This window comes from Chryseobacterium sp. Marseille-Q8038 (assembly GCF_965111995.1).
Genome location: NZ_CBCOPN010000001.1, coordinates 775,592 through 796,858 on the forward strand (window position 1 = coordinate 775,592; position 21,267 = coordinate 796,858).

Consider the following 21,267-nt stretch of genomic DNA (forward strand, 5'->3'; position numbering starts at 1 on the left):
TAATGTTAATTTTTTCAAATAAAATAAGCGATACGATTCAATTGAATCGTAGCGCTTAAGCTTTTATTAGTAAAAAATACTGTTTATTTCTGTACTGCCGGAAGATTTCCGTTACTCTTCTGTACTTTTTTATAAGTGAATGTACACATCATAATACTGAATTCATATAAGATAAGCAGCGGGAATGCAGCCATCAGCATACTTAAAACGTCTGCAGGAGTAATAATTGCAGCGACTACCATAATCAAAACAATAGCGTGACGACGGTACGTTTTCATAAACATAGGCGTAAGAATTCCGATGCTCGTAAGGAAATAGATAAGAATAGGGAATAAGAAAATAACACCCATACCCAAAACTACCTGTAAAAATAAAGTGGTATAATCACTTAAGTCATAAAGCGGAACAATAATGTCTGAAATCTTAAAGATAACCCCAAAATTAACCGCAAACGGAAGGATTAAGAAGTACCCGCATAATACTCCGGTCATGAAAAGTATCCATACCGCATTAATAATATAGATAGAATTCTTTCTCTCTCTTGGATGCAAAGCAGGACCGATAAAACGCCATAATTCCCATACAATATAAGGAAATGCAGCTACCATTCCTCCAAAAACAGAAACAGCCATCATCACATTGAACTGCTGATACAATCTCTGTACACGAACAGGGAAGTCTTTTGGAAGATGAATACTGTCTTCTCCCAAAATCATTCTGGAAAAATGATTAACAACTCTGAAGGTTGGGAAATCATTCCTGGTGGGCCCAAAAAAGATATGGTCCATAATCCAGTTGATATTAAAACCAACCACAAAAGCCGCAATTATGATAGCAATAATCGAACGGATCAGATGCCCTCTTAACTCTCCTATATGTCCAAGGAAGGACATGTCTTTACCATCACTCACAGAATACAATTTTTAAAGCGCAAATTTATGAAAAAAATGATAGAAGTAAGAGTCTGCAGGTTATTAGTTAAATTTTACTTTTAATCTGCCAATTATCTTTTATTTATTAACCTCCAACTTCTGAATTTTTACCTTCTAATTAATTCCCTCGTCCAGCAGTTTATGCAGGTCTATAATCCCGAAATATTTTCCGTTTTCCGTTACAACAAGCTGGCCGATATTATTTCCTTTCAGAATTTTCATAGCTTCTTTGGCCAAAGCATCTTTTTCAATGGTTCTCGGATGGGCAGACATAATATCTTTAGCTGATACTTTACTGATATCTTCTCCTTTCATCAGCATTCTTCTCAGATCTCCATCTGTGATAACACCAATAATCTGGTCTTCATTCGTTACCACTGTAATTCCGTGGCTTGAACCACTGATTGAGATAATTACATCTCTTATGGATGCTTCTTCAGAGACCTGAGGCTTTTGTGAAGAAAGGAACTGCTCTACTTTAGAAGTCAGGTTTTTCCCTAAGCTTCCTCCCGGATGGAATTTTGCAAAATCATTAGCCTTGAAATCATTCAATTCCATTAATGCCACAGCCAAAGCATCTCCCAATGCCATCTGAATGGTGGTAGAACTGGTAGGAGCCAATTTATTAGGGCAGGCTTCAACGTCCACATGAGTATCTAAAATAACCTCAGAAAACTCAGCAAGTTTACTCGTCTTATTTCCCGTCATTCCGATAAGAGCAGAAGAATAATCCTTTAAATAAGGAACCAGATTGGCTATTTCTGGAGAATTTCCGGAATTCGAGATGCATAAAACAACATCCTGCTTCTGAATAACTCCAAGGTCACCGTGAATAGCTTCCGAAGCATGTAAAAACTGAGAAGGAGTACCAGTAGAATTTAATGTAGCCACAATTTTATTACCAACATGGGCAGATTTCCCTATTCCTACCACAATGAGCTTCCCTTTTGCTGAGTGAATGATCTCTACGGCATGGGCAAATTGGTCATCAATTCTGTTTTTTAATTTTTCGAGTTCAGAAATTTCTATTTCTAAAGTGCTTTTTGCAATTGATATAATGTTGGTTCTATCCATTTTATGATGATAAGGTATACAAAAAAGTTCCTAAAAAACGTTATATTTTAAAAAGAATATTTAATATAAATTTTATTTTTTATAAATTCGTTCGCTTTTATTTTAAGCAGAATTTTTATAACTTTGGGTGAGATGCAAATTTAGCAATAGAAAATTAGATGAGCGCAAAAAAAGCCAATTTATCAGGCGAATTGAAAAAGTATTTTGGGTTTTCTACATTTAAGGGCCAGCAGGAACAAATTATAGATAACCTATTGAATGGGAAGGATATATTTGTTTTAATGCCTACAGGTGGCGGAAAATCATTATGTTATCAGCTTCCGGCTCTTATTTCGGAAGGAACAGCAATAGTAGTTTCGCCCTTAATAGCGTTGATGAAAAATCAGGTAGATGCCGTGAACGGTCTTTCTTCTGAAGATGGGGTAGCCCACGTACTGAATTCATCATTAAACAAAACGCAGACCAAGCAGGTTTTTGACGATATCAAAAGCGGCAAAACCAAACTTCTGTATGTAGCTCCTGAATCATTAATTAAAGATGATTACCTGGATTTTTTGAAAGAAGTGAAAATTTCTTTCTTTGCTATCGACGAGGCTCACTGTATTTCAGAGTGGGGACATGATTTCAGACCGGAATACAGGAATCTGAAACAGATTATAGACAAAATCGCCAATGTACCGGTGATTGCTTTGACGGCTACTGCTACTCCTAAGGTTCAGGATGATATCCAGAAAACTTTAGGAATGACGAATGCATTGGTGTTCAAAGAAAGTTTCAACCGTCCTAATCTATACTATGAAGTATGTCCTAAAATTAATGTAGATAAGGAAATCGTTAAATTTATCAATCAGCGAAAAGGGAAATCAGGAATTGTATATTGCCTGAGCCGAAGAAAAGTTGAAGAATTTGCCCAGCTTCTGCAGGTCAACGGAATCAATGCACTTCCTTACCACGCAGGTCTTGATCAGAAGGTGAGAGTAGCGAATCAGGATAAATTCCTGATGGAAGAAGTGGATGTGATCGTAGCCACGATCGCCTTCGGGATGGGAATTGATAAACCGGATGTCCGCTTTGTCATCCATTACGACTTTCCGAAATCACTGGAAAGCTATTATCAGGAAACCGGCAGAGCAGGAAGAGACGGAGGTGAAGGTCACTGTCTGGCATTCTATGATCCAAAAGATATTGAAAAACTGGAGAAATTCCTGGCACAGAAACCTGTCTCTGAAAGAGAAATCGGGCTGCAGCTCTTAAATGAAGTGGTAGGCTATGCTGAAACTTCAATGAGCAGAAGACAGTACATACTCTATTATTTTGGAGAAAGTTTCGATCCGGTAAACGGAGACGGAGCAATGATGTGTGATAATTCATCCGATCCGCCAAAATTAAAGGATGCCACTGCAGACTTGGAAAAATCGCTTGAACTGATCAGTAACACTGGAGAAAAATTCAAGTCTAAAGATTTGATTTCTGTCATCGTAGGAAAAGAAAATGCCGTGACGAAATCTTATAAACTTGAACAAAATTCTCATTTTGGTTTTGGAAAAGAAGAAAAAGATAACTACTGGAAAACGATTCTAAGACAGGCTACTGTTCAGAATTTTTTACAGAAGGATATTGAAACCTATGGGGTTTTAAAAATTACAGAAAAAGGGAAAAATGTCCTGAATGGTAAATCTAAAAACATCTTTTTGATTGCTGAAGACAGGGAATTTGATCTTAATCAGGCAAAAGCAGAAAGCGACCAGGTACAGCAGCAGGCGGGTGGAGGCCTGGATCAGAACCTTTTCAACCTGTTGAAAGAACTGAGAAAGAAAGTGGCCAAAAAACACGGAATTCCACCTTATACCGTATTTATGGATCCGAGTTTGGAGGATATGACGGTTCAGTATCCCATCACAGTTGATGAAATTACCAAAATCTATGGAGTAGGTGAAGGAAAAGCCAAAAAGTATGGTAAAGAATTCGCAGACTATATTAAAACGTACGTTGAAGAGAATAATATAGAACGTACCCAGGATATGGTATTGAAACAGGTAGCCAATAAATCCAGCCACAAAGTTTTCATTATCCAGAGTACGGATAAAAAGATTGATCTTGAAGATATAGCAAGAGCCAAGAACCTTTCTATGGATGAACTCCTGAAAGAAATGGAAAGGATTGTATATCAGGGAACAAAGCTGAATATCGACTATTATATTGAAGATAATTTTGATGAAGATATTGTAGACGGTTTCATGGAATTTATGAACGAATCTGAAAGTGACAGTATGAAGGTACTATTGGATGAATTCGGGGATGAATTGTCTGATGAAGAAGTGAGAATGCTGAGGATTAAATTTATCAGTGACGTAGCGAATTAAAAAAAAATCAATATTTTTTAGAATATTAATTAAATAAAGTAAGCTTTTCCTCGGAAAGGCTTACTTTATTTTTATAGCGTGTTACGTCTACAGTAAATAGTAAAATCAAATCAGATTTTAAAGCTTAGTTAATTTCTGTTAATTACCATCAAAACAACAATCTTCACCCTTCCTATATTTGACTTTTAATCAAACTTTTTAGTAACTTTACACTGATGAAAAAGATATCTGTCATATTTATTCTGCCGGACTTAGAAACCGGGGGAGCAGAAAGGATTGTTACTACTATAGCGAATCATCTTTCCAGGGATCGGTTTGAACCCAAGATTTTGCTGTTACGTAAACAAGGCGGATATTTGAATTTTCTGAAAAAAGATGTCGAAATTATCGATATCAATACCGAAAGAATAAGACACTCATTAAGACCTATTTTAGGGGAAATCTACAGAAGAAAACCGGATATTGTTTTCTCAGGTTTTGGTGAGGTAAATGCCTATTTATCTCTATTTATAAAACTCTTTCCAAGAACGAAGTTCATTGCCAGGGAAACCAATGTGGTTACCCAACATGTAACCCGTAAGGAGATTAAGTTTTTCTATAATTTCTACAATAACTATCAGAGAATCATTGCGCAGAGTGATGATATGATGAAAGATCTGGTGGATAATTTTAATATTAAAAAGAAGAAAATTATCAAGATCAATAATCCTGTAGACTTTGATTTCATTGAAGATAAAATGGCAATATCTTTAAAACCAGAATGCTTCAAATACAATTATAAAAATGTGGTTGCCATTGGCAACTTATCATCCAGAAAAGGATTTGACAACTTACTGAAGGTTTTTTCAAGACTGAAAAATCAGAATATTATGCTTCATATTTTGGGAGATGGAAAAGATAAAGACATTCTGCTTCAGACAAAAGAACTTTTAGGACTGAAAAAAGTGATCTTCCATGGCAGACAGGAGAATCCCTATCAGTACTTGAAATATGCTGACCTATTCGTTCTTTCTTCAAGATATGAAGGTTTTCCGAATGTTCTTCTGGAAGCAGGAGCCTGCGGAACCTATTCTTTAGCCAACAACTGCCCCGGGGGAATCAATGAAATTATCCAGCACAATATAAATGGTGAAATTGCCAACATTGAAAATTATGATGGTTTTGCCCAGCAGATTGTAACCGTATTGCAGAACAATTACAACAGAGATGCTATAAAAAACTCGATTAAATCACGTTTTTCTAAGAATATTATTTTGGATAAATATGAGAAAGTTTTGCTGGATTTAATGAAGTAGTATCATCATATTATTTGCCTTATGGAGTTTTATTTTCTTAGATTTGGGGCTTTATTAAATCAATATCAATGAATAAAATCCAAAAATTAGGATGTGCCTGTGAAAAACCTGACTTCAATTATACTGAATTCAGAAGTTCGGAATTAGGTATAGATCATACAGACGGAAGATATGGAGAAGTAACGATTCAACAGTGCAAACTGTGCCAAAGAATATGGATTCATTATTTTGTTGAATATGAAAGTTTTTCCAAATCAGGAAGATGGTACAAAGGAATTGTTTCGAAAAAAGAGCGTTCCCAGATTACTCCGGAAAATGCAGTGGAATATCTGGAAAGCCTTGACTGGTATGTATATGGTGGTTCTTTTTTTGAGAGCACAGGTACATTTGGACAAGGAAAGCTGAATATCTAATATTATATACTGATTCAATACATTAAATATTTAATCAATGAAGCCATTTATAATTGTTATTTTGATGCTGAACTCCGTTGTTTTAGCAGCTCAGCAGAAGGCCATTTCCAGAAAAGAATTATTAAAAACTGCTCTTGATCAGAATGTTAAATCTACAGAAATTCAGGAAATAACAATGGCTGCAGGACAAGGAGCTCCCGAACATTTGCATCCCTGTCCCGTTTTAGGAATTATAAATTCTGGCGAAGCTGTTTTTCAGATTGAAGGACAACAAAAAGTGGTGCTTCATGCAGGAGATGCTTTTTACGAACCTAAAAACGTGAAAATTTTTCATTTTGATAATGCATCAGCTGAAAAACCCCTGGTCTTCACCGCAATTTACCTGAAGGAAGGGAATGAAGAAAATATAAAGTTCATAAAATAACACTTTTCATAAAACTAAAGCATATAATTATCATTTTTAAAATTGATAAAACTCACTTTGGTGCTTGGTAATTTATATGTAAATTTGTGAGAATTAAGATAGATAATAATAAACAAATTCATACAATAACATGAGTCAATTCGATGTTACCGTAATAGGTTCTGGTCCCGGTGGTTATGTGGCTGCTATTCGTGCAGCACAATTAGGTTTCAAAACAGCAATTATTGAAAAATATTCAACTTTAGGCGGAACTTGTCTTAACGTTGGATGTATTCCGTCAAAAGCGCTTCTTGACAGCTCTGAACATTTCGAAAATGCAAAACACAATTTTGCAGGTCACGGAATTATCATTAACGAGCCTCAGGCAGATATCGCAAGAATGATCGAGCGTAAGAACGAAGTGATCAAACAAAACACTGACGGAATCAGCTACCTGATGAACAAAAACCAGATTACTGTTTTTGAAGGAGTAGGAAGCTTCGAATCTGCTACTCAGATTAAAGTGACGAAAAACGACGGTTCTTCTGAAACCATCGAATCTAAATATACAATCATTGCAACGGGTTCTAAGCCATCTGCACTGCCTTTCATCTCTTTAGACAAAGAAAGAGTGATTACTTCTACGGAAGCTTTAAACCTTAAAGAAATTCCTAAGCATCTGGTAGTAATCGGAGGTGGAGTTATCGGTCTTGAACTAGGTTCTGTATACCTAAGATTGGGAGCTCAGGTAACGGTTGTTGAATTTATGGATAAAATCATCCCTGGAATGGATGGTGCTTTAAGCAAAGAATTGACTAAAGTTCTTAAAAAACAAGGAATGAAGTTTATGCTTTCTACTGCGGTTTCAGCGGTTGAAAGAAACGGAGATACAGTAAAGATCACGGCTAAAGATAAAAAAGGAGAAGAAGTAGTAGTAGAAGGAGATTACTGTTTAGTTTCTGTGGGAAGAAAACCTTACACAGATGGTCTTGGCCTTGAGAAAGCAGGAGTAGAACTTGACGAAAGAGGAAGAGTAAAAGTAAACGATCACCTACAAACGAATGTTGCGAATATCTATGCTATTGGTGACGTTATCAAAGGGGCAATGCTGGCTCACAAAGCTGAAGAAGAAGGTGTTTTTGTAGCTGAAACATTAGCTGGGCAAAAACCTCACATCAACTATAACCTTATTCCTGGTGTTGTTTATACATGGCCGGAAGTTGCAGGAGTTGGTAAAACTGAAGAGCAGCTGAAAGAGGAAGGAGTAGCTTACAAAGTTGGATCTTTCCCAATGAGAGCATTAGGTAGAAGCCGTGCAAGTGGTGATATCGATGGTCTTGTTAAGATTATTGCAGACGAAAAAACAGATGAGGTTTTAGGAATGCACATCATAGGAGCAAGAGCTGCTGACCTTATTGCAGAAGGAGTAATTGCTATGGAATTCCGTGCAAGCGCTGAAGATATCGCAAGAAGTTCTCACGCTCACCCAACTTATGCAGAAGCGATTAAAGAAGCTGCGTTGGATGCTACGGCAAAAAGACCAATTCATATGTAATATTTGATTAAAAGATTTAATCATTTAAATATTTAAAAATTAAAGGCTGTTTCTTTTTGAGACAGCCTTTTTTATATGGGTTTGGCATAAAAATGGAGATGGTTTTTGAAAATTTCATGTATGAAAAAAATTTTTATCAGTGGGATGCTTTTGGCAGGAATGAGTTCATTTGCTCAGGAAGCAGGGAAGGCAGGAGAATTATTAAAAAATGAAGCTTCAGCTACAGAAATGAGATCTCCCAAAATCTTAAATGAAAGAAACAAAACCCCTGATGGGATGAGACCTGGAAATAATACGATTCCTCAGAGAAACAGAAATAACAATCCAAATTATCAGTGGAACAGAAACTACGGATATGCAGAAGTTTTTCTCAGAATTCCTGAGCAGGGCTTTTTTACCGTTGAGGTAGGAGATCAGATGATGGCCAACGGTTCCGGAAAATACAGATTCTTTGATTTGTCATCAGGGAGAATGCCCATTTCAATTTATGAAAATGGTTTCCTGGTGTACAGAACAACGTTGATGCTTCGTAATAACAATAGAGTGGTACTTGATTTTTTTACCAATGAAGGTCTCTATTTATTGGATTCTTACCCTGTTCAGAATCAATATGGATTTAATGATTGGAATGACATCTGGAATAATCCTTACGGAAATCAATCAGATGACTGGTATAACCAAGGAAGTGTGATGGATAACAATTCTTTCCGCCAGTTTTTTGATATGATGATGAGAAATGAAAAGTTTGATGACGGGAAAGTAGCCATGATCAATCAGCAGATGCGTACCTCTATGTTTACTTCTGCACAAATAAGAGATCTGGTAAAAGCCCTTAGTTTTGATAATAAAAAATTGGCATTGGCGAAGTCTATGTACCGAAATTGTGCCGATAAAGACAGATATTTCATGGTATATAATGCCTTTGATTTTGAAAGCAGCAAACGGGAACTGATGGATTATATTTCAAATTTATAATATTCAATAGGAACGGGCTTTAGCTCGTTTTTATTTTTTATAGGATTTCCATTGGCTTCAGCCAAAACCTATGTTTTTGATTACATTATTTTCAGGTTATCATAAAACTTAGAATGTTTCGGAGCGATATTAAGCTGTATTCCAAAGGTTATTCCTTTAAAATATTTATCTCTGTAAATAGGAAAAGCATATCCGGTATTGAGAAATACAGCATTAAATAATGAAATCCCTATTCTTGGTTCTACTGAATAGGGGTTGGCGGAAACTCCAATCAACAATCCGGCACGGAGAAAATTTATATTCATCTCAGGAATCAATTTATCTGTTTCATTAACACGGGTATAAAACAAAGAGAGCCCCGCAATAATAGAACCTTCGTAGCTTTCTCCAAATCTGTATTCTAATCCGGCCTGCAGAACATTTCTTCCGGTATATCGATATGAAATATTCACCGCTGTTTTCTCCAGCAGTTGAGCATTTGAAAAGATAACCGAAAGGAAAAAAGGTAGGATAAAATACTTTTTCATAATTGTTTTTTTATTCAAATGTAAGCGTTTTAAAGTCTTTATGAAAGGCTAAAATAAGTCTTCAAAAGAATTATAACAGTATTGACTAGGATGGCATCTTCAAATTTCCGTACCTTTGTCAGCTAATTTTATCATCAATGCAACTCGGAAAAACTCAAACTTTAACAATTTCAGAAAAAATTAATTCAGGATGGATCCTCGTAGATGAATCCGGTGAAAAGGCTTTTCTGCCTAAAATCTTTATTCAGGATGAAAAAGAAATAGGTGAGGAGGTTGAAGTTTTTGTCTATCAGGATGATGATAAATTGAAAGCTACTACTGAAATTCCATTGGCTGAAGTAGGTGAATTTGCGGTGATGAGCTGTGTACAAAGTCTTCCAAGTGGAGCTTTTATGGATTGGGGAATTATTAAAGATTTATTTATCCCTTACAAGCAGCAGAAAACCAAAATCATCGAAGGAAAAAGATATCTGGTTTATTTGTATGTAGATGAAGATATGGAACTGATTACAGGGACTACAAAGTTTAAGAGAAATCCGCAGTATGATGAGCTTCCGTTCAAAAAAGGAGATAAAGTAGATCTGATCATGATGAATGAAAGTGAGCTGGGTTGGAACGTGATTATCAACAAACAATATATTGGACTGATCTATGTTTCCGATGTTTTCAAAAAGCTATATCCGCTGTCAGAAGAAAGTGGATACATCAAAACAATACGTGAAGATGGGAAGATAGATATTTCTTTACAACCGGAAGGTTTTGAAAATATTGATGAGTTCAAGCAGAAGATTCTGGACAAGCTGGAGGAAAATTACGGACTTCTGTATGTATCAGATAAGTCTTCTCCTGAAGAGATCAAGAATGAGCTTCAGATGAGTAAGAAGAACTTTAAAAAGGCAATCGGAGGACTTTATAAAGATAAAATCATCGATATCACAGAGGATAAAATCAAATTATTATAACATAAAAAACGAGCAGAAATTTCTGCTCGTTTTTTGTTACTCTCTGTTCTTGATCAGAAGCCATCCGTTATAGATTCTTCCGTCAGAAACTTTTATGGTATACCAGTAATTTCCTGTAGAGACAGCATGTGATTCATATCTTCCATCCCATTGGAAAGGTCGGTTTTTAATAATTTCTTTATACACCATAGCACCTCTTCTGTCATATAAGCTGACTTCAGTACCCGGATAGTTTTCCAAGCCTGCAATTCTCCAGGTATCATTGATTCCATCACCGTTAGGACTAATGGCATTAGGAATATTGAATATAGAGAAGTTTTTCTTTCCGATCGTACATCCGGATTTTGTTCTCACATATACGGTATATTCTCCCATTTGTAAGTGGGTGAATATATTGGAATCCTGCCATGTGAAATTGTCTAAAGAAAACTCATAATTCCCGCTCTGAGAAAGAATAACTGTAGCTGTATTGTTGGTAATATTCACAGAAACAATATGAGCTAAAACAGAATAACTCACCTGAGTAGAACTTGTACTTTCGCATCCGAAAATGTTGGTTACTTTCACTGTATAAGTTCCCGGAGTGGCTACTGTAATGGTTTGCGTGGTTGCTCCGGTATTCCATTCGTAAGATTTAAATCCAGATCCTGCATCCAGTATAACGGATTTTCCTTCACAGAAATCAAGTGTATCAGGAAGCTGAACAATAGGTTTAGGATTCAGTGTAAGGTTTAATCTTACCACTTTAAAACACCCATCCGGAGTTGAAACTCTTACATGGATAAGTGTTGTTCCCACATTTAAAACATAACCCGAGGGATTGGAAATAGGATTTCCTGCAGTATCAGTATATGTGAAGATATAATTTCCTGGATTATTAATAATGCTGGCTTCATAAGAGTGAAGATTCACAACCATTGAGTTTGCCGTAGTTGTATTACATTGTACCTGTGTAATATCCTTTGCAGGCACGTTATCTGTAGACAGCGTTACAGTAATTGCCAGTTTTTCAGATTCACAATTGTTTAATGTCTGGGTTACAAAATATGTTTGTCCGTTTACAAGCGGAGTTGTCATTGGGATAACATTTCCTGCAGCATTATAAAACGTAAGCGATGTACCTGTTACAACAATTTTTTCTAACGTAGGATTGGCAGACGCACAGAAATCCTGATTAGCATTGGCTGTGGGTTTAGGTGTCGTATTTACGGTCACCTGAATCGCTATTTTATTACTCTCACATCCATTAATGGTTTGAGTAGCATAATAGGTTTGCCCATTGGCAAGAGCTGTTGTTGCAGGTAAAATATTTCCTGCAGCATCATACCATTTTATATTCTGTCCTGTAACCTGAATATCAGAAATTTTTGGGTTGCTGGTGGCACAGAAGGTTTGTTGGGAATTTGTAGTTGTTGGAAGAGCAGGAGATGATATTATTACATTTTGATTTTGAGTAACTGTATTTCCATTTCCATCATTATAATTCCAATGAATAACGTAAGTTCCAGGGATCGAATAAGATAAAGGGTCTGTAGTGGTTGCAGTAATGGTACCCGCACAGTTATCTGTAGCGGTAGGCATGTTTGTTACTGTTGTATGACAGTCTCCTGTAATATCTGCAAGAGAGGTAGTGTTCGGAACCGGAGCCATATTGTCACCTACAACAACGTTTACGGTAAAAGTTCCATCACAGCCCCCCGACCCTGAAACGAGGCAGGTATATGTACCGGAATGGGCTGTTGTTGCATTAGGTATTGTTGGATTCTGCTGGTTTGATGTAAAGCCATTAGGCCCAGTCCAGTGATAGGTTGTTCCTCCTGTAGCGTTAAGCTGAACAGTTGAATTGATACAAACCGGAGAGTTTGATGTGACAGATATTCCTGCAGCACAATCATAAAATTTAGCGAAATTATTATTAACCTGGGCTCCTCCTAAGGTATATATATTATTACTTTTTGCATAGATGGAATGAACGGATGAATAAAAATAAGTTCCCCAAACCTGACTACCTGTCGGATTAAATTTAGTAAAAAAACCTGAACGATAACCATTGTTATTATCTGGCATATAACCATTTGGAGTTGCTATCTGAACTGCATTTGATGTCTGCCCTGAAAATATAAGATTATTATTATCATCTACGGAAAGTCCGAAGGCCTGATCATCATTTACAGCATTGCTTGTTGTTGCTCCGAAATAAGTTCCCCAAATTTGATTTCCTGCAGGATTGAATTTTGTTAAAAAGATATCATCACCAAGATTAGATGTGCGTATTGGCTGATGTGTTCCTGAAGTTGATATTCTTTCATTAGCATCCGTATTTCCTAATAAAACTACATTGTTATCTTTATCAACTTTTAAATCTCTAACTATTGTTCTCCCTTCATTATAATTGTGCTGAATACCATACGCGTTTCTACCCCCATAATAAGTTCCCCACAAAAATTGAAAATTACTATCTAGCTTGGCTAGAAATGCGTTGCCTTCTCCTATCAAAGTTTGCTGATGAGTACCTGCTGTTCCATTCCCGGTAATATTATACCCTTGATAAACATCACCGGCTAAATAGATATTATTATTACTATCTCTGTCAATTTTTTTAATTCCCGATTCTTTTAAAAAAAAATAGGAGCCATACATTTGTTGTCCATTCGGAGAAAACTTTGCAATGAAAGAAACTCCATTGTAAATATTAGGATTATTTTGGATATTTCCATTAGGTGTTACAATTCCGTTGTTTCCGGTGGAGAGTCCTCCAATAATTAAGTTCTGGTTTGTATCTAATACAATAGAATTGGCTGTGTCAAATTGATCTCCTCCAAAATACGTTCCCCATATTCTTACACCATTATCATTAAATTTCATGATGAAAGAATCAATGTCATATCCCATCCATTGTCCCTGGTAATTCGTATGTTCTTTATGAGCACCGGGAGTTGTTATATTATTTGTACCTCCCTGGGAATCTCTTGCCTGGCCAATAGCATATATTTCATTGTTATTATTAATGGTAATATCCTTCAGTAAATTGGTTTCATCCCCTCCATAATTGAATTGATGATTTCCTAAAAATACACCCCATATTTTATTTCCAGCAGGATCAAATTTACAGATATAACCATAATTCTGAGAGTTGGAGTCCATTATTGTATAGGTGCTGGTAGCAATATTATATCTCGCAATAGTAGTAAATCCAGTATAAACCTCCTGATTGGAATTGGCTAATACTCTATAATATGTATTGGATTGCCATACCCAGTTTGGATGATTTTTAATCCATATGGGAGTAGGTACAGGATCAATAACTAAAGTTTTGGTGAATGAATCCTGTGTTCCGGCAAAACCATAAGTATTTTCATCAATATATTTATAATTGACAGTGGTTTCATTCTTAGATTTTCCATCTGTAATCCAGGAAAGAGGAATGTTTTCATACATATCTCCAAAACGAAGTTTCATCACAATTTTTTTATTTTTTAATGATGTCTCTGCTCCGTTGAATTTCATTTTGATATCTGATATTTTTCCACCGGGTCTTACAATAAAGTTGTATTCAACAGGCTTCAGAGTATCTTTTGGTTTAAAGAAAACAAGATCAATATTATTGTAGATATTCTTATAGGTAATCTTTTTAAAGCGATAAACATTTAAGATCCCAGCTGGGTTTCCGGGAACATTATAAAAGTTATCATAATCAGGAGATTTTTCTTCGGGAATTATTACAGAATTGATATTAGAGTTAACCAAATCTATATCTATTCTATGATATTTGTATTTAACCTTTTCCTGTTTTTGATCATAAGATTTTGGGTTTTTATGATTAACAGGTTCACTTATTTTTTCTACCTGATATACATCATAAGAGAATCCATTAGAACGCAGCTGTACATTAAGACCATTAGAGAGAAAAAGATATTTTACATCATTATTTTCTTTTCCGTCTTGATCAATAATTTGACCTTTATTTTCATAAAAATGATAAGAGTTTTCCTCAGAAATCTTTTTCTGTGAAAATAGAAGTACCGCGTTCAAAACCATGAACAGCGAAAGAATTTTCTTCATCGGTTATTAATTTTTGCGGCAAAGATATAAAAATAGGCCTCTTGTTAAATGGTAAATAATTGCAAACTTCAATCAACAAACATGATGGATGTCATGACATTTTTGTTTAATTTTTTTGTTTAACAATTTTGTCAAAAATAAATTTTGCTATAAATTTGCACAAATTTGTTTAACAAAAATGTCAAATCAAGCAAAAAAAGACCAAACACAGGAATTGATCAAGGAGACAGCGAAGAATTTGTTCTTTGTGAAAGGAAAATTTGATGCTACTACGCAGGAGATTGCAGATGAAGCTGGAGTGAACAGAACCCTTATTAATTACTATTTCCGTTCAAGGGATAAGCTGATCCAGATCATCTTTGATGAAGCGCAAAGAGTAGAACAGGAAAAATCGAAGATCATTCAGAATTCTGATCTGCCTTTTAAAGAAAAGATCAGCCAATTCATAGAAAGCAGCCTTTCTACCAGTCTTCAGTATCCGTATCTGGAAACGTATATCGTATCACAGATTAATAAAGGAACCTGCCATCAAAGAGAAATTGAAGAAGATATCCTGAATGATATGTACAAGGATATTGAAAAAGAAATGGAATTGGGAAATATTGAGAAAATGGCACCTGTTCAGTTTATTCTTAATATGGTTGCTCTATTAGTATTTCCAAGCGCCATAAGGCCATTGTTTATGGAGAATTTATTAATTAATGATGAAGAATATGATAAGATTATTTCTGAACGAAAAGAGATTATTATCAATATGTTGTTCAAAAACTAAAAAAAACTAAAGTATTTCTGAAAATGATTCGTCAATTAGAAGTAAATAATGACTGAAAATTAAATAAAAAATAAACGAAGTATAAAATTATGAATAGAAAACGTATAACTGCTACAAAGCTAAAAATTGGGATAGCTTCAGCATTTATGATTTTCGGCTCAACATTGATGTCTGCCCAGCAGCAGGTTTCCCTGCAGGAAGCTATAAAACAGGCACTTCAAAATAAGGCAGAAGCTAAAAAAGCTGCTTTACAGGTCAAAAAAGCCGAATATAAGATTGATGAAGCCAGAGCCGGTGCTTTGCCACAGGTCACTGCTACGGCAGGTTTAACCTATAACCCGATTATTCAGGAATCTTTGCTGGAATTTGGAGGAGAAAAAATTAGGGCTCAGTTTGGCCAGCCTTGGGGTTCAACAGCTTCTGTACAACTTCAGCAGGCGATTTTTGACCAAAGAGTATTTACAGGACTTAAAGCGGCAAAATCTACAAGAGAGTTTTATGTACTGAATGCTCAGTTAACCAATGAACAGATTATTGAAAATGTAGCAACCGCTTATTATCAGGTGTTTGTACAGGAGGAAAATCTTAAAACGGTAACAGCCAGCTATGCCAATACTGAAAAAGTAAGAAATGTTATTAAAAGCCTTGTTGATAATGGTTTGGCAAAGTCCATCGATTTAGACAGGACAAATGTTCAGCTTACGAATATTGGTTCCAATAAGCAGACTTTAATCAACTCTGTTGAACTTTCAAAAAATGCTCTGAAGTTTTATATGGGAATCCCGATTTCTACAGACATTGAGCTTGAAGAAAAAGAGATTCAACCAAAACCTGAGCTGATTGCAAGCAATGTCAATCTTAATGACCGTACAGAGATCAAAGTTTTGAATAAAAACAGGGAACTTTTGGTTTTCAATAAAAAAGCAACCGAAGCTTATCTTTATCCATCAGTAAATCTTACTGCGAACTACGGATGGGGAGCAAACGGAGCAAAATTCCCGTTGACAAACGGTCTTAGTAAAGGGGTTCTTTGGAGTGATTATTCAGCAATTGGTTTGAATGTAAATATTCCTATTTTCACAGGAGGAGCTACAAAAGCAAAGATCAATCAGGCAGAAATTGATATTCAGGATCTTGATGTTGACATTGAAAATACTCAGTTGAGCTTAAGTTTAGATTATAAAAATGCAGTCACCAACATGGAAAATGCATTGATTAATATCGAAAGCATGAAAGATAATGTAGGATTGGCAGAAAGAGTTCAGAAAAATACCCAGTCAAATTATCAATACGGGTTAGCAACCCTTACTGAGGTGCTGGATTCTGAAAATGCATTGACACAGGCGAAACAGAACTATTCTAATGCATTGCTGGACTACAAACAGGCCGAGATCAAGCTGATAAAAGCTAAGGGTGAACTAAACACACTACAAAACTTATAATAAACTAAAATGAAAAAAACTTTAATATATATCATCGTAGCAGCAGTACTGATAGGTTTAGCCGCTTACAAGATTGCCGGGAACAAAGAAAAGCAGACGCAGGAAGTAAAAGAAGTTGCCAAGCAGGTAGATAAAATCAACGTTAATATTGTAACCGTTACAAGAGAAAATATTGATACAGATTACTCTGCCAACGGGACTTTCATTCCTAAGCAGGAAATGAACCAGTCTTCTGAGATCTCAGGACGTATTGTAAGCGTTTTGGTAAAAGAAGGTTCAAGAGTGAGTGCAGGACAGGTGCTGGCAACGATCAAGAGAGATGCCATCGAAGTGGATGTTACACAGGCTCAGAATAATTTGCAAAATGCGATTATCGATAATCAGCGTTACGAAAATGCTTTTAAAACAGGAGGTGTTACAAAACAGCAGGTTGATAACTCAAGACTTCAGCTGAAAAATGCACAGGCCGCTGTAAAAGCTCAGGGAGTAAGAGTGAATGACACCAGCATTCGTGCAGGTATCAGTGGTACCATCAATAAGAAAATGGTTGAGCCGGGAACGGTGGTTTCTGTAGGGACTTCCATGTTTGAAATTGTTAATATCAACAGTCTTAAACTTTCTGTATTGGTAGACGAAAGCCAGGTTGGCAGAATCGCGCTCGGTCAGGAAGTTTCAATTAATGTTAATGTTTTACCTGAAGACTCTTTCAGCGGTAGAATTACATTCATTGCTCCTAAAAGTGATGCTACTTTAAATTTCCCGGTTGAAATTGAAGTTCAGAATAAAGGAAACTTAAAAGCAGGGATGTATGCCACTGCTACATTTAAAACAAATCACGGTGCTGAAACCCAAAATATGCTGACTGTTCCTGCAGAAGCTTTTGTAAACGGAGTAAGTTCAGGACAGTTATTTATTGTAAATAATGGTACTGCTAAATTAATTAAAGTTCAGACTGGTAAAGTATACGGCGACAAAGTTCAGATCTTAAGCGGACTGAATGGAGGCGAACAGGTAATTACCAGCGGACAGATTAATCTTGATAACGGTTCGAAAATCAATATCGTAAAGTAAGCAGAAGATGAAGTTAGCAGAAATATCCATTAAAAGGCCATCGCTGGTTATCGTATTATTTACGATACTTACGCTGGGTGGCTTATTAAGTTACTCCATGATGGGGTATGAGTTGATTCCAAAGTTTGAAACCAATATGGTAACCATTTCTACGGTATATCCGGGAGCTTCGCCTGCTGAGGTGGAAACTTCGGTAACCCGAAAAATTGAAGATGCTGTTGGTTCTTTGGAAAACGTGAAAAAAGTAGAATCTTCATCTTACGAAAGTTTATCGGTTATTATGGTGCAGCTGAATACCGGTGCCGATGTAAACTATGCTTTGAATGATGCACAGAGAAAAGTAAATGCTATTTTGGCAGATCTTCCCGACGATGCAGATCCTCCTTCTTTGCAAAAGTTCTCATTGGATGATCTTCCGATCATGACTTTGAGTATTGCCAGTGATAAACTGAATAATAAAGATCTTTATGATCTTTTAGATAAAAAAATCGAGCCTATTTTTTCCCGTGTAAACGGTGTTGCCCAGGTAGACCTTGTAGGTGGACAGGAAAGAGAAATTCAGGTAAGTTTAGATGAAAAGAAGATGCAGGGATACGGTCTTGCCATTGCAGACGTACAACAGGCAATTCTTTCTTCAAACTTGGATTTCCCAACGGGAGCTTTGAAAACGAGAACTTCCAGATCTACGATCAGACTTTCTGGAAAGTATAAAAATGTTGCTGAAATGAATAATCTTGTAGTTTCCAATAAAGATGGAGCTCAGGTGCGTTTATCTGATATTGCAACCGTTTTTGATACACAGAAAGATGTGGAGAAAGTGGCAAGATATAACCAGAATTCAACGATTTTACTTCAGGTTAAAAAGCAATCTGATGCCAATGCGGTTTCCGTTTCAGACTTAGTTAAGAAAACAATCGCTGATGTTCAGAATAATTACAAAACTCAGGGGATTAAAATAAATATTGTAGATGATACAACAGACTTTACGCTTGAAGCTGCAGACCATGTAATTTTCGATTTATTCTTAGCGATTATCCTGGTAGCAGTAGTAATGTTACTGTTCCTTCATAACATCAGAAACGCGTTTATCGTTATGGTTTCTATTCCGATGTCATTGATTGCAACGGTGATTGGAATGTATCTTATGGGATATACCTTAAACCTGATGAGTTTACTTGGACTTTCATTAGTTGTTGGTATTCTTGTGGATGATGCAATTGTAGTTTTGGAGAACGTTTATCGTCACATGGAGATGGGGAAAAGCAGAATTCGTGCGGCATACGATGGTGCATCGGAAATTGGATTTACCGTAACGGCGATTACATTGGTAATTGTGGTGGTATTCTTACCGATTGCAATGAGCTCAGGATTGGTTGCTGATATCCTGGCACAGTTCTGCGTTACCGTAGTTATTGCGACAATGCTTTCATTATTGGCCTCATTTACTATTATTCCTTGGCTATCTTCAAGATATGGTAAATTGGTACACCTTTCCGGTAAAAATCCTTTTGAGAAATTTATTCTTTGGTTCGAAAAGCAATTGGAAAAATTCACACACTGGATCACAGGAATTTTAGAATGGTGTTTGAAAACGACATTAAGAAGAGTAATGACGGTTATTGTAACATTTATCATTTTGATCTCTTCATTTATGTTGGTTGCATTTGGATTTATTGGAGGTGAATTCTTCCCTAAAATGGATAGAGGACAATTCCTTGTTCAGATGGAGTTACCAAAAGATGCATCTGTAGAAAAAACCAACCAGATTACTCTTGCTGTTGAAAAATATCTGAGAGAAGACAAAGATGTTGTAGATATGATCACAACAGTTGGTCAGCAGTCATCAGGTTTTGGTGGAGCGCAGGCTACATTGTATCAGTCAGAGATTCAGGTGATTTTGGTAGATAAATCTGAACGTAATGAGAGCACAGATATCAAGTCCGCAAGAATCAAGAGGGCTTTAGAAGAAAAATTCACTGGAGTTGAATTTAAAACAGCACCAATTGGATTAATGGGAGCAGACAATGCACCAATTGAAATGGTAGTGACAGCTCAGGATAACGAAACAGCCAATAAAGAAGCAAACAGAATTCTTGAGTTGCTTAAAAAAGTTCCTGGTGCTGTAGATGCAGAATTATCAACTGACTCTGGAAGTCCTGAAGTACAGGTGAATATTGACAGAGATAAAATGGCTTCTTTAGGCTTAAATCTTTCTAGTGTAGGACAAACAATGCAAACTGCATTTAACGGAAATACAGATGGGAAATTCAGAGCCGGAGAATATGAATATGATATTAATATCCGTTTTGGTGATGCAAACAGAAAGTCTATTGAAGATGTAAGAAATCTTATGTTTACCAATCCTAAAGGAGAACAGGTAAGACTGAGCCAGTTTGCAGAAGTAAAAATGGGTTCAGGACCAAGTTTGTTGGAGCGTAGAGATAAAGCGCCTTCTGTAAAGGTAAAATCTAAAGTAGTAGGCCGTCCTGTAGGGGATGTAGCCAATGAATGGGCTGCTAAATTTATGGATAACGAAAAGACCAAACCGGCCGGAGTAAGCTACATCTGGAGTGGTGATATGGAAAACCAGACTGAAGGTTTCGGTACTTTAGGAATTGCATTAATGGCTGCTATTGTATTGGTTTATCTGGTAATGGTTTCATTATATGACTCATTTGTATATCCTTTCGTGGTATTATTTTCTATTCCTCTGGCATTGATCGGGGTAATGGTTATTCTTGCCATCACAAGAAATTCATTGAACATATTTACGATGCTGGGGATGATCATGTTGATTGGTTTGGTAGCGAAGAACGCAATTATGATTGTCGACTTTGCGAATATGAGGAAAGCGGCTGGTGCAAGTACGCATGATGCTTTAATTCAGGCAAACCACGCACGTCTTCGTCCGATCTTGATGACTACTATCGCGATGATCTTCGGTATGATCCCGATTGCAATTGCAAAAGGTGCCGGAGCAGAAATGAACAATGGATTAGCTTGGGTAATTATCGGTGGTTTGACATCGTCATTATTCCTGACCCTAATTATTGTACCGGTAGTTTATTCAATATTTGACTCTATCTTAAGAAGAATGGGTAAACATGAAAAAGTGGATTATGAAGCTGAAATGAAAGCTGAATATGTACATAGAGAGCTAAGTGAAGATGGATTTACTTCGAAACATGTAGATAAATAAAATTAAACCTTTAATTAACCGAAAGCGCCTCAGATTTTCTGAGGCGCTTTTTTGTTGATATTTGATGATTTAAAATTGGGTTATACGGGTTTTGGTTAAAGCCGTTGGATACTATTTGTTATTGTAAATGGACTAAAGCCCATTTCTATTGATGATGATTATTGCGCATTAAGAAAATATTCAATAGGAGCGGGCTTTAGCCCGCTTAAATTTATAACAGCC

The 21,267-nt window shown here is 36.2% G+C and carries 15 protein-coding genes; 11 read left to right on the forward strand and 4 right to left on the reverse strand.

The genetic code is table 11. The features are described from left to right. Nucleotides 1-83: 83 nt before the first annotated feature. Complete coding sequence (gene tatC / locus ACWPWS_RS03600; protein ID WP_185126812.1) at nucleotides 84-911, reverse strand: twin-arginine translocase subunit TatC; 828 nt, start codon at nucleotides 909-911, stop codon at nucleotides 84-86. Between the two features lie 135 nt (nucleotides 912-1,046). Continuing rightward, nucleotides 1,047-2,006 (reverse strand): KpsF/GutQ family sugar-phosphate isomerase, encoded by a 960-nt coding sequence (locus ACWPWS_RS03605; RefSeq protein ID WP_454045524.1) that lies wholly within the window; start codon nucleotides 2,004-2,006, stop codon nucleotides 1,047-1,049. Nucleotides 2,007-2,164: 158 nt separating this feature from the next. Between ACWPWS_RS03605 and recQ the strand changes: the two genes are divergently transcribed. The 6 genes from recQ to ACWPWS_RS03635 all read left to right on the forward strand — a co-directional run bounded on the left by recQ (nucleotide 2,165) and on the right by ACWPWS_RS03635 (nucleotide 9,010). Further along, nucleotides 2,165-4,369: a DNA helicase RecQ gene (gene recQ, locus ACWPWS_RS03610; RefSeq protein ID WP_454045525.1), complete on the forward strand. Its 2,205-nt coding sequence runs from the start codon at nucleotides 2,165-2,167 to the stop codon at nucleotides 4,367-4,369. A gap of 215 nt (nucleotides 4,370-4,584) precedes the next feature. Next, entirely contained in the window at nucleotides 4,585-5,664 is a 1,080-nt protein-coding gene (locus ACWPWS_RS03615) for a glycosyltransferase (protein ID WP_454045526.1), read from the forward strand. 68 nt (nucleotides 5,665-5,732) lie between these two features. Next, the gene (locus ACWPWS_RS03620; protein WP_454045527.1) at nucleotides 5,733-6,077 is read left to right on the forward strand and encodes a hypothetical protein; all 345 of its coding nucleotides are present in this window, start codon (nucleotides 5,733-5,735) and stop codon (nucleotides 6,075-6,077) included. A gap of 37 nt (nucleotides 6,078-6,114) precedes the next feature. After that, a complete protein-coding gene (locus ACWPWS_RS03625) occupies nucleotides 6,115-6,501 on the forward strand; it encodes a cupin domain-containing protein (RefSeq protein ID WP_454045528.1) in 387 nt (128 codons plus the stop codon). A gap of 130 nt (nucleotides 6,502-6,631) precedes the next feature. Then, nucleotides 6,632-8,035 carry a dihydrolipoyl dehydrogenase gene (gene lpdA, locus ACWPWS_RS03630; RefSeq protein WP_105701327.1) on the forward strand — a complete coding sequence of 468 codons (1,404 nt, stop codon included), beginning with the start codon at nucleotides 6,632-6,634 and terminating at the stop codon, nucleotides 8,033-8,035. Nucleotides 8,036-8,155: 120 nt separating this feature from the next. Next, nucleotides 8,156-9,010, forward strand: coding sequence for a DUF4476 domain-containing protein (locus ACWPWS_RS03635; protein ID WP_454045529.1), 855 nt, complete (start codon nucleotides 8,156-8,158; stop codon nucleotides 9,008-9,010). Between the two features lie 80 nt (nucleotides 9,011-9,090). Here ACWPWS_RS03635 and ACWPWS_RS03640 read toward each other — a convergent pair whose 3' ends face one another. Next, nucleotides 9,091-9,537, reverse strand: coding sequence for a hypothetical protein (locus ACWPWS_RS03640; RefSeq protein ID WP_454045530.1), 447 nt, complete (start codon nucleotides 9,535-9,537; stop codon nucleotides 9,091-9,093). A 137-nt stretch (nucleotides 9,538-9,674) separates the two neighbouring features. On the opposite strand from ACWPWS_RS03640, the gene ACWPWS_RS03645 reads away from it, so the two are divergent. Next, nucleotides 9,675-10,499 (forward strand): CvfB family protein, encoded by an 825-nt coding sequence (locus ACWPWS_RS03645; RefSeq protein ID WP_454045531.1) that lies wholly within the window; start codon nucleotides 9,675-9,677, stop codon nucleotides 10,497-10,499. Between the two features lie 36 nt (nucleotides 10,500-10,535). Here the strand turns inward: ACWPWS_RS03645 and ACWPWS_RS03650 are convergent, their stop codons facing one another. After that, complete coding sequence (locus ACWPWS_RS03650; RefSeq protein WP_454045532.1) at nucleotides 10,536-14,561, reverse strand: DUF7948 domain-containing protein; 4,026 nt, start codon at nucleotides 14,559-14,561, stop codon at nucleotides 10,536-10,538. A 178-nt stretch (nucleotides 14,562-14,739) separates the two neighbouring features. Here ACWPWS_RS03650 and ACWPWS_RS03655 point away from each other — a divergent pair, with 178 nt between their 5' ends. From ACWPWS_RS03655 to ACWPWS_RS03670, 4 genes are all read left to right on the forward strand, one after another. After that, entirely contained in the window at nucleotides 14,740-15,333 is a 594-nt protein-coding gene (locus tag ACWPWS_RS03655; RefSeq protein ID WP_034695556.1) for a TetR/AcrR family transcriptional regulator, read from the forward strand. An 89-nt stretch (nucleotides 15,334-15,422) separates the two neighbouring features. Continuing rightward, a complete protein-coding gene (locus ACWPWS_RS03660; RefSeq protein ID WP_105682070.1) occupies nucleotides 15,423-16,775 on the forward strand; it encodes a TolC family protein in 1,353 nt (450 codons plus the stop codon). 9 nt (nucleotides 16,776-16,784) lie between these two features. Next, nucleotides 16,785-17,846, forward strand: a complete 1,062-nt coding sequence (locus tag ACWPWS_RS03665) for an efflux RND transporter periplasmic adaptor subunit (protein WP_209784208.1) — start codon at nucleotides 16,785-16,787, stop codon at nucleotides 17,844-17,846. 7 nt (nucleotides 17,847-17,853) lie between these two features. Then, nucleotides 17,854-21,045, forward strand: a complete 3,192-nt coding sequence (locus ACWPWS_RS03670) for an efflux RND transporter permease subunit (RefSeq protein WP_454045533.1) — start codon at nucleotides 17,854-17,856, stop codon at nucleotides 21,043-21,045. The last annotated feature ends 222 nt before the right edge of the window (nucleotides 21,046-21,267 follow it).

What these genes read in the sequence shown, in the direction of transcription:
- ACWPWS_RS03605 (WP_454045524.1), bottom strand. Translation starts at nt 2,006, where the DNA reads ATGGATAGAACCAACATTATATCAATTGCAAAAAGCACTTTAGAAATA.
- recQ (WP_454045525.1), top strand. Translation starts at nt 2,165, where the DNA reads ATGAGCGCAAAAAAAGCCAATTTATCAGGCGAATTGAAAAAGTATTTT.
- ACWPWS_RS03615 (WP_454045526.1), top strand. Translation starts at nt 4,585, where the DNA reads ATGAAAAAGATATCTGTCATATTTATTCTGCCGGACTTAGAAACCGGG.
- ACWPWS_RS03620 (WP_454045527.1), top strand. Translation starts at nt 5,733, where the DNA reads ATGAATAAAATCCAAAAATTAGGATGTGCCTGTGAAAAACCTGACTTC.
- ACWPWS_RS03625 (WP_454045528.1), top strand. Translation starts at nt 6,115, where the DNA reads ATGAAGCCATTTATAATTGTTATTTTGATGCTGAACTCCGTTGTTTTA.
- lpdA (WP_105701327.1), top strand. Translation starts at nt 6,632, where the DNA reads ATGAGTCAATTCGATGTTACCGTAATAGGTTCTGGTCCCGGTGGTTAT.
- ACWPWS_RS03635 (WP_454045529.1), top strand. Translation starts at nt 8,156, where the DNA reads ATGAAAAAAATTTTTATCAGTGGGATGCTTTTGGCAGGAATGAGTTCA.
- ACWPWS_RS03640 (WP_454045530.1), bottom strand. Translation starts at nt 9,537, where the DNA reads ATGAAAAAGTATTTTATCCTACCTTTTTTCCTTTCGGTTATCTTTTCA.
- ACWPWS_RS03645 (WP_454045531.1), top strand. Translation starts at nt 9,675, where the DNA reads ATGCAACTCGGAAAAACTCAAACTTTAACAATTTCAGAAAAAATTAAT.
- ACWPWS_RS03650 (WP_454045532.1), bottom strand. Translation starts at nt 14,561, where the DNA reads ATGAAGAAAATTCTTTCGCTGTTCATGGTTTTGAACGCGGTACTTCTA.
- ACWPWS_RS03655 (WP_034695556.1), top strand. Translation starts at nt 14,740, where the DNA reads ATGTCAAATCAAGCAAAAAAAGACCAAACACAGGAATTGATCAAGGAG.
- ACWPWS_RS03660 (WP_105682070.1), top strand. Translation starts at nt 15,423, where the DNA reads ATGAATAGAAAACGTATAACTGCTACAAAGCTAAAAATTGGGATAGCT.
- ACWPWS_RS03665 (WP_209784208.1), top strand. Translation starts at nt 16,785, where the DNA reads ATGAAAAAAACTTTAATATATATCATCGTAGCAGCAGTACTGATAGGT.
- ACWPWS_RS03670 (WP_454045533.1), top strand. Translation starts at nt 17,854, where the DNA reads ATGAAGTTAGCAGAAATATCCATTAAAAGGCCATCGCTGGTTATCGTA.